We start from the raw sequence: 19,956 nt of genomic DNA, 5'->3' as shown, positions 1-19,956 counted from the left end.
TCGCTGGGAGACAACAGTATGAACACATTCAAGGTTAGCTATTTAGCAAGCGTTTGCGCTGCAATTTTAACTGTGACCGGTTGCAGTGAGCAGCCAACAGACAGTAAACAAACTGCTGCTGTGGAGCATGCTGAACATACCAGCGAACAACATTTATTTGCCCTAAACCAAGTAAGTTTAAGCGCCAGCCCGTTTTTACATGCACAGCAAACGAATGTGCGTTATTTATTAGCACTTCATCCTGATCAGTTACTTGCTCCTTACCTGCGTGAAGCCGGCCTTGAGCCAAAAGCGCCTAACTATGGCAACTGGGAAAGTACTGGCCTTGATGGCCATATTGGCGGTCATTATCTTTCAGCCTTAAGCCTTGCGTGGGCAGCCACAGGTGACGAAGAATTAAAGCAGCGTTTAGATTATATGCTAAGCGAGCTGGATCGCGCTCAACAAGCCACTGGTGGTTACTTAGGCGGTATCCCAAATGGCGATGAAATGTGGCAGCAGATTGAAAAGGGTGAAATCAAAGCTGATTTATTCAGCTTGAATGACCGCTGGGTGCCGCTTTATAACATCGATAAAATCTTTCATGGTTTGCGTGATGCATACGACGTAGCAGGCAGTGATAAAGCCAAACAAATGCTATTTAAGTTAGGCGAATGGTTCTTAGCGACCACTGCCAAGCTAACTGATGAACAAGTTCAACAAATGCTGTATTCAGAGCATGGTGGCTTAAATGATGTATTTGCTGATATGTACTTTATTAGTGACGATGAGCGTTACTTAAAACTAGCGCGTCAGTTCTCTCATAACATCATTATTGAACCCTTATTACACAAAGAAGATAAGTTAACTGGCCTGCATGCCAATACGCAAATTCCAAAAATTATTGGTATGTTGAAGGTCGCAAATGCCAGCGATGACAAAGCATGGCAGCAAGGTGCTGACTTTTTCTGGAAAACAGTCAGCCAAGAGCGCTCAGTATCAATTGGCGGTAACTCAGTACGTGAGCATTTTCATGATAAAAGTGACTTCACGCCGATGGTTGAAGATGTTGAAGGTCCAGAAACCTGCAACACTTACAACATGATGAAACTTAGTAAGTTATTATTCTTAAAAACCGGTGATACGCGTTATTTAGACTATTATGAGCGCGCCACATATAACCATATTTTATCGTCACAACACCCAGAGCATGGCGGTCTTGTTTACTTTACCTCAATGCGCCCTGGGCATTACCGCATGTATTCGTCAGTGCAAGATTCAATGTGGTGCTGCGTAGGCTCAGGTATTGAGAATCACAGCAAATATGGTGAGCTGATTTATAGCAATACCGGTAAAGAGCTATGGGTGAACTTGTTTATTCCAAGCACGTTAAATTGGCAACAGCAGGGTTTGCAGATCACGCAAGACAGCCAATTTCCAGATGATAACAAGGTTTCACTGACCGTGAATCGTTTGTCTGAGGGGCAAAGTGCTGAGTCGGTAATTCATATTCGTAAACCGTCTTGGCAGCAAGGTGAGCTGAGCTTTACTTTAAATGGAAAAGCTGTAAGCGCAACCGAAAAAGACGGTTATTACAGTATCAGCCATGCATGGCAAAGCGGTGATAAGCTTGCCTTTGAGCTTAGTCCTAAGCTTTATACTGAGCAGCTACCTGATGGCCAGCATTATTACTCTGTGATGTATGGGCCTGTTGTAATGGCTACCAAAGTACAAGCATTTGCAAATGAGCAGCTTAACTTTGTTGCCGATAATAGCCGCATGGGCCACATCGCCGCGGGGCCGACTTGTCCGCCAGAAGCTCTGCCAATCATGCTGAGTGAACCAGAAAAATTTATTGCCGATCTCACTCGTAAACCGGGCCAAGAGCTTGCATTTATCGCCGATAAAAATGTGGCGATTGCCAAGCAAGGTATCGATAACACTAAGAGCACAGAGCTAATTCCGTTCTTCCGCTTACACGATAGTCGCTATCAAGTGTATTGGCCGCAGCAAAGTGAAGCTGAGTTCACACAATTTGTTGCCGATGCAAAAGCGGCTGAGCAAGCGAAAGAGCAGCTTCGTTTATTAACCGTTGATCAAATTACGCCGGGTGAGCAACAACCTGAAGTCGAACACGACTTTAAAGGTGAAGGAACTCGTGCGGGTGTTAATAATGGTCATCATTGGCGCGATGCGACAGGTTGGTTTGAGTATCAGCTTAACAACCCAGAACAAAAAGCGGTTGCTTTGCGTGTTCGCTATTTTATTGGCGATGTAGATCGTCATTTCTCAATTAATTTAAATGGTGAGCAATTAGCTGCGGTTAGTTTGCCTGTAGGTAAGCCGACTGATGAGTTCTACACCATTGATTACCCATTAACAGAGGCAATGAAAAAGTCGAAAACGCTTACCTTACGTTTTGCTGCCGACAAAGACTCTGTTGCCGGTGGTATCTATGGTATTCGTTTAATCAACGCACAATAAAGAGTTGGCTATGTTAAGCAACGATGTATTTGCGACGGCTAAAGAGCATGTTTTACCGTCGCTTTTAGATAACAGCGCTGAGCAACACAGTTTTTACCAAACGCCGACAGGGCTTGGTTATAGAGTGATTGAGCAAGGCCAGGGGGATAAACCTAGTTGGGATGCCACTGTGACTGTGCATCAACGCGTTACCCTTACAAATGGTCGGGTGTTGTTTGATACTCGAAAGCAAGGTGCTGCTGTAGAGTACGAAATTGCAGAGGCGATAGTGGGCTTGCAAGAAGCATTGCAACTAATGAATAAAGGCAGCCGCTTTGAGGTGCTAATACCTGCGCATTTGGCGCGTGATGTGTACAGCGCATTTATTGAAGAAAAGCATCAGCAAGACTGCCAAAGCCCCATGCTCGTTGACATTACTTTGATTGATTTTAGTTGATAACACCTACTCTCAACCTCAAACGAGGTCATTAAAGCAAATAAAAAACCTGCAATTTTGCAGGTTTTTTGTGTGTTGAATAATTACTTCTTAAGCTTGGTTTTAAGCTTATTTAGGTCAGCTGGGTTAACAACCGGCCAATTGTTTTTCCAACTCATAGGTAAAATACGTAGCTTTTGCACGCCGTTATCGGCTGTTTCGTAGGCGTGTAATACTAAATAGTCTTTACCATCAAAAGTGTACGCAGCATTATGACCAAGAGCAGCCCAGTCTTTATTACCTTCAATAACTAAACTGCCACCGCCATCAACCATAGAGCGACCTTGTTGATCTAAATATGGGCCTTCGATGTTTTTGCTTCGACCTACGCGTACGTTGTAAGTACTCTCTACGCCACGGCAGCATTTATCAAACGAAACAAATAGGTAGTAATAGCCGTTCTTTTTAAAGATATAAGGTGCTTCAATCGGGCCATGTTCCGTGTTTGGACGACTCGCAATGTGATGCCACTTTTCAGGTTTTGCTAAGCGCACCATGTCATCATCAAGTTTTACTAGTTTAAGGCCGCCCCAGAACGAACCAAAGCTCATCCATGGTGTGCCATTGTCATCTTCGATAATCGCAGGGTCGATAGCGTTCCAATCGTCACGCTCAGGTACTGATTCAACCACTATGCCGTAGTCAATCCACTTGTAATCAGGTGATGATGGGTCAAGGGTTTCGTTAACCGTTACACCAATTGCCGAAGTGTTTTTGCCAAATGCAGAGACTGAGTAATAAAGGTAAAACTTACCATTTTTCTCATACACATCGGGTGCCCATAAGTGGCCATCAAAGCTTGGTGAAATACGCTTTGCCCAACTTGGCTCGTCTTTAAAAACGCGGCCTGTGAGTTTCCAGTTGGTTAAATCTTTCGATTCATAATAGGTAATACCAGGGCCTGTGCTAAATACATAGTACGTGTCGCCTTCTTTGGTCATCACCGGATCGTGTACTTCAACTTGCTTTGCAGAAACGGCTGCGGCAGAAAAAAGTAGCCCTGTTGAAAGCCACTTCATTGCGTGTGTCACCTTACTTACGGGTCTCATGCTTGAATACCTTTTGTTGTTTTAACTCTTGTGTTCATTCAGCTACTATATAATATGTAATACAATATTAACAATAAAATCGAGACGAAATACAGGACACATTATGCTCAAAAAATTATCTCGGCTAACGCTTCTTAGTGCGTTAAGTGCCTCGCCATTGTCAGCCCTTGCTGATGCTAATAGTAGCAAGACTTTAGCGCCAATTGATAACCCCATTGTACTCAAACGTGCTGATCCTTGGTTAGTTCGTGATGATAAAAGTGGCTGTTACACGTTTATAGGTAGTTCGCCGAAATTTGATGAAATTGAGCTACGCCAAGCTTGTCGTTTAAACGATTTGAAATTAGCTGAGCCGAAGGTTATTTGGCAAAAGCGCGATAAAGGCCCAATGAGTGTCAATATTTGGGCCCCTGAGCTACATAAGATTGATGGCAGTTGGTATATCTACTTCGCCGCAGGTGATATCGAAAAACCGTTCAGTATTCGCATGTATGCACTTAAAAACGACAGTGCTAATCCGATGCAAGGTGAGTGGCAAGAAATGGGGCAAGTAACTAGCCACCTTGATAGTTTTTCGCTTGATGCCACAAGTTTTACGCACAAGGGTAAGCGCTACATGATTTGGGCGCAGCAGAACCAGCCTGCAACTTACAACTCAGCTTTATGGTTAGCTGAAATGGACTCACCAACATCAATTAAAGAACCCATTATCGCGATTACTGAGCCAACCCTTGATTGGGAAGTGCAAGGCTATAAGGTGAACGAAGGTGCTGCTGTTATCACTCATGGCGATAAAATATTTGTCACTTATTCAGCCAGTGCCACCGATCATCGATATGCGATGGGCTTGCTATGGGCAGATGTGAATGCTGACTTACTTGACCCTGCTAGCTGGCATAAAAAGGCTGAGCCGGTGTTCACCACCAATGCTGAGCTAGGTCGTTTTGGCCCTGGGCATAACAGTTTTGTAAAAGCTGAAGATGGTGTAACCGATTTAATGATTTATCACAGCCGTGACTATAAAGAGCTGAAAGGCTCACCGCTTACAGACCCAAATCGCCATGCGCGAGCACGCATTATTACGTGGGATAAAAACGGTTTTCCAGTGTTTTCACCAGAACTCGCTGATTAAAAAAGGGCGCCAATTGGCGCCCTACAACTTTGGGAACGAACGATTACCAGAAGCGGTAGTAAATAAAGGCAGTAATACCAATAATACCCGCGGTATGAATGTAATCCCACTTATCTAAGCCGGCAGCTACTTCTTTCATAGTTGCTTTATCTAGGCTTGAGAAAGTAAGACCTTTCAATTGTTCTTCGTCTGCTTGTTTGGTGAAAATACTTACCACAATCATAATCGCAACGACCACGACAAATAGCAGAATACAGTAATATAACCAGTTCATTGTGGTGATCCACGCAAATGATGAACCTGTTAAATCATCTTTAAATGGCAGTAACACTAAGCGGATCATACCAAGCACAAAACCTGATACTAAGCCCACAAAACCCGCTGTTGGAGTGATGCGTTTACTACATAAACCTAGTAAAAATACCGCAGCAATACCTGGTGCAATAAGAGACTGCACACTTTGCAGATATTCATAAAGCACATCGGCAATTAAGCTCATGACGGGTATCCACAGAAGACCTAATACAACAATCACGATAGTGGCAATACGGCCTACTTTCAGAAGGTGCTTCTCAGATGATTCAGGTTTAAATTTCTTATAGAAATCAATGGTAAATAAGGTTGCTGATGAGTTAAATAATGATGCTAAAGAGCTCATAAGAGCCGCTACTAAACCACCGATTACAATCCCCTTTACGCCGGCTGGTAATAGCTCAGCAACTAAAGTTGGGAAAGCTTGGTCAGCACTTTCATAGCTAATAATACCTTTAACATTCAATGCGTATGCAATCATGCCTGGTACTAAGAAGATAAATACAGGAAGTAATTTTAGGTAACCAGCAAACATGGTACCGCGACGCGCTTCTTTAATGCCTTTTGCAGATAAAACACGTTGTACGATGTATTGGTCGGTACACCAATACCAAAAACCAATAATGAATGAACCAAATACAATGCCAGGCCATGGGAACTCAGCATCTGAAGCACTGCGAATAAGGTGCATATTAGCATCGTTGATACGCTCAACTTCTGCCCAGCCACCTACTTTATCTAGACCAACAACTAATATGACTAAGGAGCCAATAATGAGTACAGGGGTCTGCAACACCGAGGTCCACATAATGGCTTTCATACCGCCAAGTACCGTATAAATACCGGTGATAACGACAAGGCCAATAGCTGAAATCCAGAAGAAATCGATGCCCCAAATGCTCTCAATACCTAAGATTGTTTTAAATGCGATACCGCCGGCATAAACCGTTACCGCAACCTTGGTTAGTACATAACTAATCAATGAGATAACAGATAAGAAGGTACGTGATTTAGAGTTAAAGCGGCGCTCTAAGAATTCAGGCATGGTGTAAACTTTACTACTCCAATAGAAAGGTACGAAAATCCAACCGAGCAGTAGAATGATCCACGATTGCATCTCCCAGTGAGCCAGTGCCATACCCGATTGTGCACCTGAACCTGAAAGGCCCACTAAATGTTCCGAGCCAATGTTCGATGCGAAAATAGAGGCACCAATCACTAACCAACTTGCATTACGACCCGCTAAAAAGTAATCAGCGGTGTCTTCTTCTTTTTGTCGCATAGACATCACGACAACGCCTAGTAACAGGACAAAAAATCCTGCTAGCACTGCCCAGTCTAAGGTACTTAGTTCGACCATCGTGTGTTCCACCTAATTTTGAAAGAGAATTTTGCTTTTTTAGTTGTTAAATAAAAATATTATATTATAAATAAGCTAAGTGAAAGAGATTTGTTAAAATAAGGTGACAGTCTGTAGGTTAAATGGTGACTGTATTGTTCGAAATACAGACACTTGTATTAGGTCGTTTTTTGCTTGTTATTGATTTTAATCAATTATTTCCAGGATGACGGAATAGCTTTATAGATGTATCATATTACTCAGATCTTTTGAGGAACACACATGGCGCGTTTAGAAAATTTAAACCTATCACAACAAGTTACCAATGAGCTTGGTAAAGCAATTATTGTTGGTGATTATAACACTGAAACGGGGCTACCAACCGAAGCACAACTTTGTGAAGTGTATGGTATTAGCCGCACAGCTGTTCGTGAAGCAGTGAAAATGCTTGCTGCAAAAGGACTGATTTCTTCTCGTCCACGACAAGGTATTCGTGTTGAGTCGGCGGAGAACTGGAACTTATACGACACAAGCGTATTAAAATGGTTGTTGGAAAGCAGCCCATCACTTTACGTACTTAAAGAATTTCTACAAGTGCGCTTGGCGATTGAGCCACAAGCAGCAGCACTTGCAGCAAGAAAAGGCGACCAAGCAGCCATTGCAGAAATTAAAATGGCACTCGATAAAATGCAAGCGGCAGCAGAAGAGCCAGAAGGCGTAATGCATGAGCCAGACCTTGCTTTCCATACAGCTATTTTGCATGCCAGTGGTAACCGTTTTTTCTATCAATTACGTGATTTTATTAGCACGGCTCTGCATGTAAGTATTCAGCATACTACACCTGCTAAGGGCAATAAAAAGGCAATCGCTGAAGAGCACTTTAAAGTGTATAACGCGATTGCGAGCGGCGACCCTGAGCGTGCTAAAAACATGATGACGTACATGATTGATGAAGCAATGGCGTTTATTGAAAAAGAAATCGCCGAAAAAGAAGCGGCTCAATAAGTATCACTTTTTGACGTTGTAATTACTTTAAAACAAAAGGTTATCATGCCAAATTCGAACGAGCTAAAAACAGTTTACCCAAGCCTTGCTGGTAAGAGTGTGTTTATTACTGGTGGTGCATCGGGAATTGGTGAAGTAATGGTAACGCGGTTCTGCGAGCAGGGCGCGAAAGTCACCTTTGTTGATATTGCAACTGAGCAAAGCGATGCGTTATGCGCAAAATTAGCTGGCAAATATGAGTTTGACCCGCAGTTTATCCATTGCGATATTCGTGATGTTGAAGCCTTAAAAGCGGCCATTGAGCAAACTCGTCAGCAACAGGGTGACATAGGTGTGTTAATTAATAACGCAGCCGATGACACCCGTCATGCCGCTGAAAATATGGATGTGAAATATTGGGAAGATAAGTTTGCCGTTAACTTGCGCCCATGTTTCTTTTCATCGCAAGCTGTGGTTGAACACATGCAGCGTTTAGGCGGTGGTAGCATTATCAATATGGGGTCGGTAAGCTGGCGCATTAAGCAAACAGGTATGCCAGCCTATACAACTGCTAAAGCAGGAATTGAAGGTTTAACCCGTTCATTGGCTGCTTCATATGGTAAAGACAATATTCGTGTGAATTCACTGGTTCCGGGGTGGGTGATGACAGAGCGCCAAATTACTCATTGGCTAACCCCAGAAATGATTGAAGATGTTCGTTTAAGTCAGTGTATTAACGAAACAATTCAACCAGACCATGTGGTAAATGCGGCATTGTTTTTGGCCGCTGATGACAGCCGAATGATGACAGCACAATCATTGATAGTGGATGCAGGTTGGACATAATTTTGCGAAACAATCGCAAAACAACTAGCTTGCAATAAAAATTTTTACATAATTCAAATGATACTATAATAATAAAATATGGGTTATAGAATCAACAGAGCTCATACTTAGGAAGGTGGTAAGAAAGTTTGACCGACTTTGTACTTGTTTATTTAATTCTGATTATTGGCGCTTGCCTGCAAAGTGTTATTGGCTTTGGTTTAGGCATGCTATGTGTGCCTGTACTTTACTGGCTGATGCCAGAGCTGGTGCCTGGGCCAATGATTCTGAATGCGCTGTTTTTAACGTCGGTGTTAATGATTAAACACCGCGGCGCGATAGACATGAAACAAACAGGCATTTCCATTATTGGTGGTGCTGTGGGAGTTATCCTTGCTGCTGTGGTGATGTGGTATGTCAATGCGAAGCAGTATCAACTCTTGCTAGGAGTGAGTATTTTGGTAGTGGTGGCATTGTCTATCATAGGTATGAAACCGAAAATTTCCACCATTACAAGCTTACTTGCGTCAATGTCGTCGGGCTTTTTAGGTACCACAACGTCAGCCGGTGGCGCGCCGATGGGGCTACTCTATCAAGCTGAAGATAAAGACAAAATTAAAGCAAACCTGAGTGCCTTTTTTGTATTTATAAACTTGTTTGGCATTATTGTATTGATGCTGACAGGCTCTGCCGATATGGGCGATGTGAAGCTGTTCTTTTTCTGCTTACCCGCTATTTTAATTGGCTGGGGCTTGTCGTTTGTGATCAACAATAACCTCAATGAAAAGGCCATTCGCGGCATAATCTTGCTGGTTGCTGGCTTATCTGGTCTAGCACTTATTTTCATACACAGATAGAATGAGAATAGTTCAGCAGTTTGTGTAATGAAGCCTATGCTCGATGACACCATTAAAGTAATCATTTCTAGCCAATGCCAATTGGGCGAAGGTGCCTATTTTGCTAAGGCACATAACTGTTTATTTTGGGTCGATATTTTAGGGCAGCGTTTGTTTCGTTTGCAGTGTCAATCGATGCGAGTTAGCCAGTTTACTATGCCAGAACCGATTTGCTGGGTGATGGAAACCGAGCAAGCTGAATTAATCGCAGGCTTTGCCAAAGGCATTTATAAGCTCAATAGTGAAGACTTTAGCCGCGAACTTCTTTACTCAATCGATCACGAACCCTCACAAAACCGCTTAAACGATGGTAAAACGTCTCGCCAAGGCTTTGGTTTTTTTGGCTCAATGGACTCTCAAGAGCAAACCAATAGTGGCAAGTTATACCGTTTTGGTCATGGTCAGGCTCCGACAGCAGTTGATCATGACTACACCATTAGCAATGGGCCTGCGGTAAGTAAAAATGGCCAGTTTCTATATTCTACAGACTCAGATAAACAAACAATCTACCGCTTCACTCTGAATGAGCATGGCGAGCTTGCAGATAAACAAGAGTTTATTCGCTTTACTGACAATATGGGTTTTCCTGATGGCATGACAGTTGATAGCGAAGATCATCTGTGGGTTGCTGCATGGAATGGTTATGGCGTGTATCGTTTTGCCCCAAACGGTGAGCAAGTACAGTTTATTCGCTTACCCGCACCGCGTGTTACGAGTGTCGCATTTGTAGGTGAAGAGCTCACGCATCTGGCAGTGACAACTGCGGCAGTAGGGCTAGAAGACTCAGTGCTCGCTGATTACCCTCACAGTGGTGGCGTGTTTATTCTCGAGCCGGGCGTTAAAGGTATTGCTGAAACGCCCTTGAAGCTATAGATTTTCCATTACTTGATAACGCAACTCGCCAATAAACGAGCGTGCTGCAGGACCCAGTTTGTCACCGTCTTTAAAGAGTAAATGTAACTTAGCGCTGCGACTGCTGTTATGGGTTAAATTAAGTGCTTTCATTTGCCCTGCCGCAAGTTGTTTTTCTATCGCGACTTTTGGTAACCACGCAAAGCCCAGTCCATTACTGATCATATCAATTGAAGTGCGTAAATGAGTAACAGTCCAGCGTTGATCGGCACCTAACCAGCCACCATCTTGTTTGTGCTTATTCGCTGAATCGCGAACTACAATTTGGCGGTGTGATTTTAAATCTTCGAGGGTGATTTCACGCTCTATCTCATGCAAGGGGTGATCTGGGTGTGCTACAGCAATAAACTCGATATCACATAACTCTTCGTGAAAGTTTGCTGCAATTGGAAAGCCGGTAATGGCAATATCAACCTGATCGTTTTCGAGCAGCTCATTGCCCCCCATTAGCACAGATTCATGCAGCTCAATACGCAGTTGCGGGTATTGCGATGACGTGTCGTTAAGTACTTTATAAAGCAGTTGCTGTGGGAAAATAGCATCAACAGCAATGCGTAACTTACTTTCGATACCTTCACCCAAGGTTTGCCCAATGGCCTCAACTTTAGCTGCTTCATCAAGTAAGTAATTAGCACGGCGCAGCATCATTTCGCCGGCTTCAGTGAGCACGGTTTTACGGCCTTGAATGCTGAATAACTTTACATCGAGTGCAGATTCAATTTTGCCAACTGCATTATGAATACTCGACTGGCTTTTATGAATACCTTGTGAGGCTTGGTTAAAGCCTCCAAACTCAACAACAGCACGAAACATGCGCCACTGTTCTAGCGTAATTCTTAGCATGATGTTCCTTTGCTTACTTAACTACCTAATAGTACCTGTAAATGCTGAAAAAGTTTACTTTTTAAGTGAGGGCAACTCAATATACTCAAGCTCATCACCGGGGATTTTAGCAAAGCGCTGTGCTTGCCAATCTTGTTTTGCTTGCTCGATGCGCTCTTTGCTGTAAGCGACAAAATTCCAATGTAAATACGGGACTTTATTAAATTTACTGCCACCAAGTAAAATAAAGCGGCTGTGCACCAGTGTCGTTATTTCGTGTTCGCTGTCATCAAGTAGCACAAAGTCGCCTTGGGTATAGCGAGTATCACCCACACTAATTTCACCATAAATAACATACACGGCGGTTTCATGATGAGGATGCGGTTTAGTAATATGGCTACCTTGCTCTGCTACTGTATCGACATAAAACATCGGTGAGTAGTTTTTCACCGGTGAGCTTAAGCCATAGGCATCACCGACAATGAGTCGCATCAGCACGCCTTTTTCGATTCTCTCAGGCAGCTGCTGTTTTTTGATATGCTCAAAGCGTGGTGCTATTTCGGTCATGCTCTCAGGTAAAGCAACCCAGCATTGCAGACCATTAATGTCGTGCTCGCTCGCCCGCACTTCAAGGCTTTCTCTTTCTGAGTGCACTATACCGCGACCTGCGGTCATCCAGTTAACATCGCCGGGTTCTATTTGCAGGCTATTACCTAGCGAATCGCGATGGTAAATACTGCCAGTAAATAAATAAGTGAGCGTTGATAGGCCAATATGAGGGTGAGGCCTCACATTTATGCCTTCACCGCGAGGAAAGTGATTTGGCCCCATGTGGTCAAAAAAGATAAATGGGCCAACCATTTTTTTGTCAAAATGAGGCAAGATGCGCTTTACATCGAGCCCACCAATATCATGGCTGGTTGCTGTTAATAACGTTGCCATATTCGCGCCCTCTTAAAAACAAACTCAGCCAACAACCTAGGTTATTGGCTGGGATAAATGTTATGCCTGACTACGTTTTAACACTAGTTGATCTAGGCTGATTTTGCCTGCACCAACACTGGCTAATGCTAAAAAGCCGCCTGCCATTGCAATGTTTTTGTAGAACATTAAAAATTGCATTTGATCATCAAGCTGAAAGTGGAATAACAAAGCACTAACTAGGCTGAAACCAGCAAAAGCGACAGCGGTAAGTTGTGTTAAAAAGCCCAGTAAAATAAATAACCCGCCAACAATTTCAAAAGCAATCACAAATGGCAGTAAGAACTCTGGTAAGCCTACTGATGCCATGTACTGTGCAGTTGCATCAAAGAATTCTATTTTGCTAAAGCCGGTTAGTAAAAAGATGGCCGATAAACCAATACGTGCCAATAAAGTGCTAATATTTTGTAAGTGTGGTTGAGCTGAGATTAAAGTAAAAAGTTTCATAGTAGGTATCCTGTTTAGTTAAGCAGTGTGTCTGCGATGGAGTAACTATAAGTTCACTTTAAAAGAATTAAAAATTGTAAAATTAGTGTTTATCATTCTTTAAAAAAGAATTTAAAAGGAGGTTGAATATGAAGTTGTTGTTATTAATAGGGTTTTGTTTTTCGGTGGCTACAAGTAGCTTAGTGTTTGCCGAACAAAATTTACCAAATAGTCGTCATTATGAGTTGCTAGCTTCAGATATTGCGGTGCAGCAAAGCTGGCAAGTTAAAGACACAATTAAAGGTTATGAGATGCTGGAATATCAAATTAACCTTAATAAAGGCACTACTTTAAAGGTTGATTTTTCTCCATCAAATTTAAGCAACTACTTTAATATTTTACCAAAAGGCAACCCAACTGCTTTGTTTGTTGGCCCGGCAAAAGGTGATCATGCCGAGATTAAAATTCCTGATAATGGCGATTATGTGATTCGAGTGTTTCTAATGCGCAATGCTGCGCGCCGTGATGAGCAAAGTGAATTTACAGCCGATATCACGGTATTAAAAAATACATTAAAAGGCATGCACCCAAGCTGGGATGTCGATGGTGATGGGGTAAATGATTGCGAGAAAGACGGTAGCTGCGATCACACGGTTGACTACAGCCTTCCTCGAAAGTCGAATTAGGCCTTTGCTAAGGCCTAATCAGCATATTATTCAGGCGCTACTTCAAGCGTTGTGAATAATGAGTAACGAACGTTATCGATATCTGCTTCTGCTGGTTTTTGATCAACAGATGCTTCAATCAAATACATATCGGCGTGAGCGAATGTCACAGTAAAGAAACCTTTTTTATCGGTTGTTACTTTAACTTCGTCACGCTCATTACGGTAGCGAGCACTACCACGAACAATAGCAAGCTCAACGTCAGCAGCTGGTTTGCCATCCATTAGTAATTGGAACTTAGCTTCTTCACCAGCAAATAGATCGTTCGGGTGAGTAGGGCCTGAAATTTCTAAGCCCTGACCAAGCAATGTTGGCTTAGAAGTACCATTACGGCTAACAAAAGTATCAACAGTTGCGATTGATTTTACAGTGCGCACGTCTGTTGCGCCTGCTGGTAGGTCTGCTTCTTTTTTACCTGCGAAAACACGGCCGCGATTGCCGTCTTTATCTTTATAGAAAGTCATTAGCATTGGCTTTTGCTGCATAGCAATATGGTAAGTACCGTCTTGCGTTAAGCTCACTGCCGCTGAGTTTTTGCGTTTTAAATAGTATGCACGAATCGTTTCTTCAACCGGCTTGCCATTTGGAGCAAGGGCAATTAATAAGTTGTCGTCATACTCTGCGCCTTTTTGTTTTGGGCGGTATGCTTTATCTGGGCTAAATAACTCATTAGAAATACTGGCATCGATCATCACATAGTGAGTTTTCTCACCAGATAAAGAAGTGTGAGATGGCATTAACCAACGGGCATGTGCTTGTGCATAGCCAGATGCAATTGCTGTGAAGGTCACGGCGCCGATCAGCGCCGTTTTTAATAATTTTAATTTCATTGTTTGTCCTTAATTACTGGTAATGGTAACAAAGCTAGTCGCGAACTCTTTTTCGCCTTTAATTGTGACTTTGCCGTCTTTCGTTAAGTCGATTTCAACGCGGGTGTAATCTCGGCCACCTTCTTCACGTACAACTTCAACATTTAGTAGGTAGCTACCAGGTTTAACTGGGTTCCCCTTTAAATCTTTACCTTGCCACTCAATGGTGTAAGTGCCTGGGCGTTTTGTTGCACCTGTTACACCATCAAAGCTGTCGTTGCTACGACCTGCTTTTCGCCACCACTGACGTAAGTCTTTAAACCATTCAGCTTTTTCGACCCAAAGTGCAATAGTGGTAACGTGTTTACGTTCAGGTGTTTCTAGCCATAACGCCACGTAAGGGCGATGATATGGAGAAACATCTAGCTCAGGTAAGGTAAATTCAACGGTTAGGTTGGGATCTTTTGCAAAGCTCAGTGGGCTGAATAAACAGCCAATTAGTAGAGCAACGAGTAAGTGGGCTTTTTTCATTAAGATACTCCTTTAAGTTGAGGCACCCAAACTAGATAAATAACCAAAGGCGTGGCAACACCAAGCAGCGTTAACCAAAGGCCAGCGGCACGTTTTTTACGGTTTTGAAAGAGAATAAATAATCCGGTAATAGCAAACAGAATCATCAAAACAGCTGAGATATCAATCACCCAGCTCCATGCTTCGCCTGTATGGCGGCCCTTGTGTAAGTCACCAATCAGACTCATAAAGCCACCAGTTTGATAATCAATATTAAGTTCACCGGTTTGAAAATCGATTTCGGCATAGGCAAAGCCAGCCGGAAGCGGGTAGTCGAGCATTACCAAGGCATCTTCTTTTTCCCACTCAATACTCTTTACATTGCTGAGTGAAAACTGCTGTTGCATGTATTGCTCTATTTCAGGGTAAAGGCTTGGTAATGTGTCGAGGTTTGCTTGTGCTTTTTCGAATAGCTCTGCAGAAACAAGTAGTTGGTTCTGACCATTATGTTTATCATTTTCGAGCCAACTAACGTGGTTAAGAATGATGCCACTGACACAAAATAAAATAAGCAAAAAGAATAAGGCCGTTGAAAGGTATATGTGTAAGGCGCGGCTAACGCTATAAAAGCTGCGTTTGTTAAATGAGAACATAATGCGGTTTATTCGTTAAAGATACAAATATGATAATGATTTGTATTACTGATAACAAGCAGGTTTACGTTCTTTACATTTCTTTGTGCTAGAAATGAATAGCGAGGTAAGCCATAACTGCTAGTTGCGAACTGAGAAAACAAGCAAGCAACATCAAGCGCATCTGTGTGGTTATATTAACTTGAATTAGGGTTGGTTTATTTGGCTCAGATGGGCGGTTAATTAAATAGGCTAATACGCTCAATTCAATCACTGCTACTAAATACATCACCCAAATTGGCGCGGCACTTAGTAGTAAAAAAGCATATCCGATAGCCATACCAAAACCTGCTAATAACTTAGCACGGGTAGGGACAACCTTATGCTCTTGCCAAAACCTTAACGGTTGGCCGTATCTGGGGTGGTTTAGCAGCCAGGCAGAAAGCTTGGGTGATGAGCGGGTAAAGCACGCCAATGCTAGTATAAAAAAGATAGTCGTCGGCATCACAGGTAATGCAATACCTATGATACCTAAACCCACCATCAATAATCCGAGTAACTGATAGCAGCCATTTTTATAGGCGGTAAACGCCGCTCTCACATTCATCAATAAAGTTGGGCCTGATAAAACTTAAATCGTTGCAGTGCTTGCTCGGCACCCTCTATCAAGGTGGCTTGTTGCTGTTCACAGAGCTCAAGGTTATCAATAAGATGATTTAGTTGACAGTCTTTAGAGTATTCACTTGCTTTAGCAAGGTAGCGTGCACCACGTTGATTATTTAACTTTAGCTCAGCTTCTACCTGTTTGCCTAATGTAGCTGCAGAAAATTGCGCTCCTTCAATTACATACAGCCAACCAAGTACATAGGCAAAGTCGGCATTTTGAAAGCGGCAGGGGTACTGTTGATGATTTGGTAATGGGTGCTTTAAATCGTCTAAGTCCTGCTTGATTAAAGATAATCGCGTACGATCATGTAAGTTATCTATATATTGATGTAAACCAGCATGCTCGTAGAGGCCTTTTAATTCTAACTGGTAAGCATACTGTAAGGTTAAAAACTTTTTATAGTTATCTAAATCAGCACTAGGCGCTAGCGCTAATAAATGATGATCAATATCATCTGTTATGATGCTTATCGCTTGTTTTAGCTTTTCAGCTCGAGAAAGTAGCTCGAGTATTGGCATGAATATGTTCCTCAGCAACGTCTTTAGAGTAAATGCACGGGGTAGTTGATGTTGTCATAGGGCTATACTCATAATTTCTAAGTGATAATCAAGCAAAGCTGCTATACAGCTTTTAACAATAAATCGGGCTTAGAATGGTGCTATATAATAATGATTTTCATTTGTATAGCCAGAAATTGTTTTTACTAAAGGGACAGATCGGACCTTAGCCTTAAGCATAGTGGACTACTTGGGAGTGAAGTAAGTAGTTTGCTAGTAATGAATGAACGTTAAGGGTATCGTGAGGTTGTTGTGTGGTTTCGAGTAAATAAAAAAGCAAGGAGGCCAGCTCCTTGCTTTCACTTAATTAAGCGTATCTTAGAAGTAATAACCTATATTGATATTGAAGCGGGTTTCAGTCTCGTCGCTGTCGCCAGCAATTGAACCACCAACAAATGGTTGGTTTTTCGCTTGTACAAAATCAAAGTAAGTGAATAAGCCACCTGCGGCAACAGATACACCGGTTACATTCATCCATGTATCTTCGCTGTTATCTGACTTGTCATAAATGATGCCGTAGTCATTATAAAATTGCAGGTTAGTGACCGGGCCCCACTCTACAGGCAGGCTGTAAGCTATATTAGCATTAGTCATGGTCGCTTCTGCGGCAATACTATCGTAAAACGCATAAGCACCCACGGCCATACGGTCGACGTTGTCGATATCGTAGTTATATTCACCGTGCTGGAGCTGGAAATTCCATGGACCAATAGTACTGTTTAAGTGCACAGCCCAAGCGTAGTAATCGCCGGCTTTATCTTCACCGTCATGCAAGCCACCCGATAACGCAGAAACACCGAGCTCGGTGGTGCCGCCGTCATGCTCAAAGTGATAACCATAACGACCAGAGAAGGTGTTGTACTCACCAATCGCATTGGTTGGTTCGGCATAAACACCTTCATCAGCAGAGCGGAAACCAACAACATCATATGAGTAGCGGTCGCTTCTGTCGCTTACGTAACCATCAACACCACCTAGCTCATCATTTTTGAAAAAGCCCAGATCAATTTGCCAGTTGTCAGCAATTTTGCGCTTGAATAGCACACCCAGATCGTGATCATCTTCAAGACCAATATAGTAAGTGGTGCCAAAGAAGTAGTTGTGTGAATTATAAGGCCAGTTACCAAAAGGCACTTTGGTAATACCTGCCTGCACTTGCCAGTCTTCGGCAAAGTCATAAGCTGCGTAGGCATACTTAACAGCAGTCATGTAATCGAAAAAACGGATCTCAGCGTTAAGCTGTACATCACCGACATCGCCTGCAAAATTTAGCCTGAAGATGTCAAAATCGAAGTCGCCACCGCGGTTTTTATTACCATCGTTATAAGATGTATGGCTGAAGTTGGTACGTACTGCACCCCCGACCTTAATGCCAGATTCTTTTTTAGGAGCTTCAATAGCTGCTGTTTGTTGCTCAAGTTGCTTTTGCTGTTTTGCTACTTGTGCATCAATTTGCGCTTGTTTTTCGGCTTGTTGCTGCGATTTTTCTTCGGCAGCATCAAGTTTGCTTTGCAGTTGCTGCATTTGCTGTTTCAGCAATTGCAGCTGCTTTTGAAGGTCATCAATTTCAGATGCCTGACTAAGACTTGAAGTTGTGCCCAAGGCTATTGCGAGGGCTAACTTTGATAGTTTAAGCATGAATTTTCGCTAGTGTTGGAATGGGTACTACCAAGCATAGTTGATAATCATGCTGAACCCAAGACTAGACACAGAAAATTAATATTAATCAATCAGTTTTAATTTTTACTGTGGTTCTAATGTCTTGGTGATTGCGCCAACTTCAAGCAGAGGTGAAGCATCAAGCTGATCTGCATCCATCATTGCGGCAATACGTTGCATTGATGAAAGTAGTAAGCTTTGCTCCCACTCATCGAGTGCTGAGAACTTTTCAATGAAGTGTTCTTGCAGAGGCTGAGGTGCTTGATCTAGTAGCTGTTTACCCGCTTCTGTGAGATGCAAACTAACTCGGCGTTTATCTAATTGGCTACGTACACGAGTGATCAGGTTACGGTTTTCTATACGGTCTAAGATATTGGTAACCGTCGCTGGGCTTAGATTTACATTTTGTGCAATGCGACTAGCGGTTATGCCATCGGTTTGTGCAACCTCGTTCATAATCAGTAATTGTGGGCCTGTTAAGCCAGAGGTTTTATTGAGCTGTTTTGAATGAAGGTCGATGGCTCTGATCACTTTACGCAGCGAAACTAGTAGCTCGTCATACTTTTGCATGTTTCTGTCTCTTAAATAAGGCGGCGTGGAGCAACCGCAATCAAAAAATTTTACACATCTAATAAATTGAGTTCAAATAAATAATGACTATATTGCTTATAATTTATGGCCATAAAGGTTGTTTTTGTGCTTTTAAAATAATTAGAGCAGAAATTAAAAAGCAAAAGTTAAAATTTAGATGGAGTAATTGTTGTTAACACTTAAAATGCAACTACGAGGTGACACCATCACTTTGTAGTAAAACAATTTATACAAATAACTAAATATTATTTACTAAAAGCCACTGCATTGGGTAAGGTGGATTTTTCTTTCATTAAATGGGACGTATTATGAAGTTATCGCCATCAGTTACGATTGAGCAAAGTGAAACCGGGCTTGAATTTATTAAAGTTGCGAGTGAGTTTTGTAGCGCAACTATTTTTCTGCAAGGTGCGCAGATCACTGAGTTCACGCCAACCGATAAAAAGCCACTATTATGGGTCTCAGAATTAGAAGATTACCAAGAAGGCAAAGGTGTGCGAGGCGGTATTCCGATTTGTTGGCCATGGTTCGGAGTAAGCCAACATGAAGGCTGGCCTGCTCATGGTATTGCTCGCACAAGTTTATGGCGAGCAGAAGAAGTGAAAGAACAAGACGATTCTATTTATATCAGCTTGTCTTTGCCGATGACGCAAGTTGATGAAAAGTATTGGCCTTATAAAACTAAGTTATTGGCTGAGTTTATTTTAACCTCTAGCTTAGAGATGCGTTTAACAACCACGAACTTAGATAACCAAACTGTACAGTTTACTCAAGCACTGCACACGTACTTCCCAACACCAGCAATTGAAGAAACAAAAGTAGATGGTCTACAAGGCGCCAAATACATTGAATTTGCTGAAGGTCCATTTGAGCAAAATGAGTTAGTGTCGTTTGCACGTGAAACAGACATGGTTTATACCGAAGCAAAAGACACTCAACGTATCATTACACCTGATGGCATTATTGAAGTAGGTCGCGAAAATTCAACATCCTGTGTACTTTGGAACCCATGGATTGATAAATCAAAACGTCTTTCTAATTTTGCTGATGACGAATACCACGTCATGCTGTGCTTAGAAGCGGCTAATGTCCTTGATGATAGTGTTGAACTTGCACCAGGAGCAAGCCACACACTTGCAACAAAACTACGCTGGGTATAATTTATAACATATAATAACTCAGTGTTAGCA

General features: G+C 42.4%; 20 protein-coding genes and 1 pseudogene. 9 read left to right on the top strand and 12 right to left on the bottom strand.

Translation table 11 applies throughout. The features are described from left to right. Positions 1-18 precede the first annotated feature (18 nt). Both ABMY41_RS02525 and ABMY41_RS02520 read left to right on the top strand, forming a co-directional pair. Positions 19-2,463: a glycoside hydrolase family 127 protein gene (locus ABMY41_RS02525; protein ID WP_289096911.1), complete on the top strand. Its 2,445-nt coding sequence runs from the start codon at positions 19-21 to the stop codon at positions 2,461-2,463. A gap of 10 nt (positions 2,464-2,473) precedes the next feature. Then, positions 2,474-2,899, top strand: coding sequence for an FKBP-type peptidyl-prolyl cis-trans isomerase (locus ABMY41_RS02520; RefSeq protein WP_175082638.1), 426 nt, complete (start codon positions 2,474-2,476; stop codon positions 2,897-2,899). An 83-nt stretch (positions 2,900-2,982) separates the two neighbouring features. On the opposite strand, the gene ABMY41_RS02515 is transcribed toward ABMY41_RS02520, so the two are convergent. Then, the gene (locus ABMY41_RS02515; protein ID WP_287204829.1) at positions 2,983-3,957 is read right to left on the bottom strand and encodes an arabinan endo-1,5-alpha-L-arabinosidase; all 975 of its coding nucleotides are present in this window, start codon (positions 3,955-3,957) and stop codon (positions 2,983-2,985) included. 133 nt (positions 3,958-4,090) lie between these two features. Between ABMY41_RS02515 and ABMY41_RS02510 the strand changes: the two genes are divergently transcribed. Further along, entirely contained in the window at positions 4,091-5,119 is a 1,029-nt protein-coding gene (locus ABMY41_RS02510; protein ID WP_251602819.1) for a family 43 glycosylhydrolase, read from the top strand. Between the two features lie 43 nt (positions 5,120-5,162). On the opposite strand, the gene ABMY41_RS02505 is transcribed toward ABMY41_RS02510, so the two are convergent. After that, positions 5,163-6,791, bottom strand: a complete 1,629-nt coding sequence (locus ABMY41_RS02505) for a sodium:solute symporter (RefSeq protein ID WP_055020596.1) — start codon at positions 6,789-6,791, stop codon at positions 5,163-5,165. A 261-nt stretch (positions 6,792-7,052) separates the two neighbouring features. Between ABMY41_RS02505 and ABMY41_RS02500 the strand changes: the two genes are divergently transcribed. The 4 genes from ABMY41_RS02500 to ABMY41_RS02485 all read left to right on the top strand — a co-directional run bounded on the left by ABMY41_RS02500 (position 7,053) and on the right by ABMY41_RS02485 (position 10,348). Then, entirely contained in the window at positions 7,053-7,775 is a 723-nt protein-coding gene (locus tag ABMY41_RS02500; RefSeq protein WP_063527568.1) for a FadR/GntR family transcriptional regulator, read from the top strand. 45 nt (positions 7,776-7,820) lie between these two features. Then, the gene (locus ABMY41_RS02495) at positions 7,821-8,600 is read left to right on the top strand and encodes an SDR family oxidoreductase (protein WP_175082635.1); all 780 of its coding nucleotides are present in this window, start codon (positions 7,821-7,823) and stop codon (positions 8,598-8,600) included. Between the two features lie 128 nt (positions 8,601-8,728). Beyond that, positions 8,729-9,436, top strand: a complete 708-nt coding sequence (locus ABMY41_RS02490; protein WP_054562976.1) for a sulfite exporter TauE/SafE family protein — start codon at positions 8,729-8,731, stop codon at positions 9,434-9,436. A 27-nt stretch (positions 9,437-9,463) separates the two neighbouring features. Then, positions 9,464-10,348, top strand: coding sequence for an SMP-30/gluconolactonase/LRE family protein (locus ABMY41_RS02485; protein ID WP_239962205.1), 885 nt, complete (start codon positions 9,464-9,466; stop codon positions 10,346-10,348). Here ABMY41_RS02485 and ABMY41_RS02480 read toward each other — a convergent pair. The 3 genes from ABMY41_RS02480 to ABMY41_RS02470 are packed head-to-tail and all read right to left on the bottom strand — an operon-like array spanning position 10,343 to position 12,637. Continuing rightward, positions 10,343-11,230 carry a LysR family transcriptional regulator gene (locus ABMY41_RS02480; RefSeq protein WP_054562975.1) on the bottom strand — a complete coding sequence of 296 codons (888 nt, stop codon included), beginning with the start codon at positions 11,228-11,230 and terminating at the stop codon, positions 10,343-10,345. The two genes, ABMY41_RS02485 and ABMY41_RS02480, sit on opposite strands and share 6 nt — an antisense overlap. Before the next feature lie 54 nt (positions 11,231-11,284). Further along, positions 11,285-12,151 carry a pirin family protein gene (locus ABMY41_RS02475; protein ID WP_289096910.1) on the bottom strand — a complete coding sequence of 289 codons (867 nt, stop codon included), beginning with the start codon at positions 12,149-12,151 and terminating at the stop codon, positions 11,285-11,287. 60 nt (positions 12,152-12,211) lie between these two features. Continuing rightward, a complete protein-coding gene (locus ABMY41_RS02470; RefSeq protein ID WP_054562973.1) occupies positions 12,212-12,637 on the bottom strand; it encodes a DoxX family protein in 426 nt (141 codons plus the stop codon). 128 nt (positions 12,638-12,765) lie between these two features. Here ABMY41_RS02470 and ABMY41_RS02465 point away from each other — a divergent pair, with 128 nt between their 5' ends. Beyond that, positions 12,766-13,302, top strand: a complete 537-nt coding sequence (locus ABMY41_RS02465) for a hypothetical protein (protein WP_287244359.1) — start codon at positions 12,766-12,768, stop codon at positions 13,300-13,302. Positions 13,303-13,328: 26 nt separating this feature from the next. Here the strand turns inward: ABMY41_RS02465 and ABMY41_RS02460 are convergent, their stop codons facing one another. From ABMY41_RS02460 to ABMY41_RS02430, 7 genes and pseudogenes are all read right to left on the bottom strand, one after another. Further along, positions 13,329-14,171 carry a DUF4198 domain-containing protein gene (locus ABMY41_RS02460; protein ID WP_175079643.1) on the bottom strand — a complete coding sequence of 281 codons (843 nt, stop codon included), beginning with the start codon at positions 14,169-14,171 and terminating at the stop codon, positions 13,329-13,331. A 9-nt stretch (positions 14,172-14,180) separates the two neighbouring features. Beyond that, positions 14,181-14,681, bottom strand: a complete 501-nt coding sequence (locus tag ABMY41_RS02455) for a DUF2271 domain-containing protein (protein ID WP_055198551.1) — start codon at positions 14,679-14,681, stop codon at positions 14,181-14,183. Continuing rightward, positions 14,681-15,313 (bottom strand): PepSY-associated TM helix domain-containing protein, encoded by a 633-nt coding sequence (locus ABMY41_RS02450; RefSeq protein ID WP_058586042.1) that lies wholly within the window; start codon positions 15,311-15,313, stop codon positions 14,681-14,683. Before ABMY41_RS02450 ends, ABMY41_RS02455 begins: the two co-directional genes overlap by 1 nt. Positions 15,314-15,509: 196 nt before the next feature. Further along, a pseudogene (locus ABMY41_RS02445) lies at positions 15,510-15,899 on the bottom strand (YbaN family protein); the annotation flags it as partial. Next, positions 15,899-16,477: a biliverdin-producing heme oxygenase gene (locus ABMY41_RS02440; protein ID WP_063529003.1), complete on the bottom strand. Its 579-nt coding sequence runs from the start codon at positions 16,475-16,477 to the stop codon at positions 15,899-15,901. The gene ABMY41_RS02440 and the pseudogene ABMY41_RS02445, both read right to left, overlap by 1 nt. Before the next feature lie 357 nt (positions 16,478-16,834). Continuing rightward, a complete protein-coding gene (locus ABMY41_RS02435) occupies positions 16,835-18,154 on the bottom strand; it encodes a porin (protein ID WP_289096909.1) in 1,320 nt (439 codons plus the stop codon). A 105-nt stretch (positions 18,155-18,259) separates the two neighbouring features. Next, positions 18,260-18,745, bottom strand: coding sequence for a MarR family transcriptional regulator (locus tag ABMY41_RS02430; protein WP_054562966.1), 486 nt, complete (start codon positions 18,743-18,745; stop codon positions 18,260-18,262). Positions 18,746-19,074: 329 nt separating this feature from the next. On the opposite strand from ABMY41_RS02430, the gene ABMY41_RS02425 reads away from it, so the two are divergent. Beyond that, positions 19,075-19,926, top strand: coding sequence for a D-hexose-6-phosphate mutarotase (locus tag ABMY41_RS02425; protein WP_289096908.1), 852 nt, complete (start codon positions 19,075-19,077; stop codon positions 19,924-19,926). The last annotated feature ends 30 nt before the right edge of the window (positions 19,927-19,956 follow it).

It is taken from the genome of Pseudoalteromonas sp. BZA4 (assembly GCF_040104395.1).
Classification (GTDB): domain Bacteria; phylum Pseudomonadota; class Gammaproteobacteria; order Enterobacterales; family Alteromonadaceae; genus Pseudoalteromonas.
This window is presented reverse-complemented; position numbering and strand designations above follow the sequence as displayed.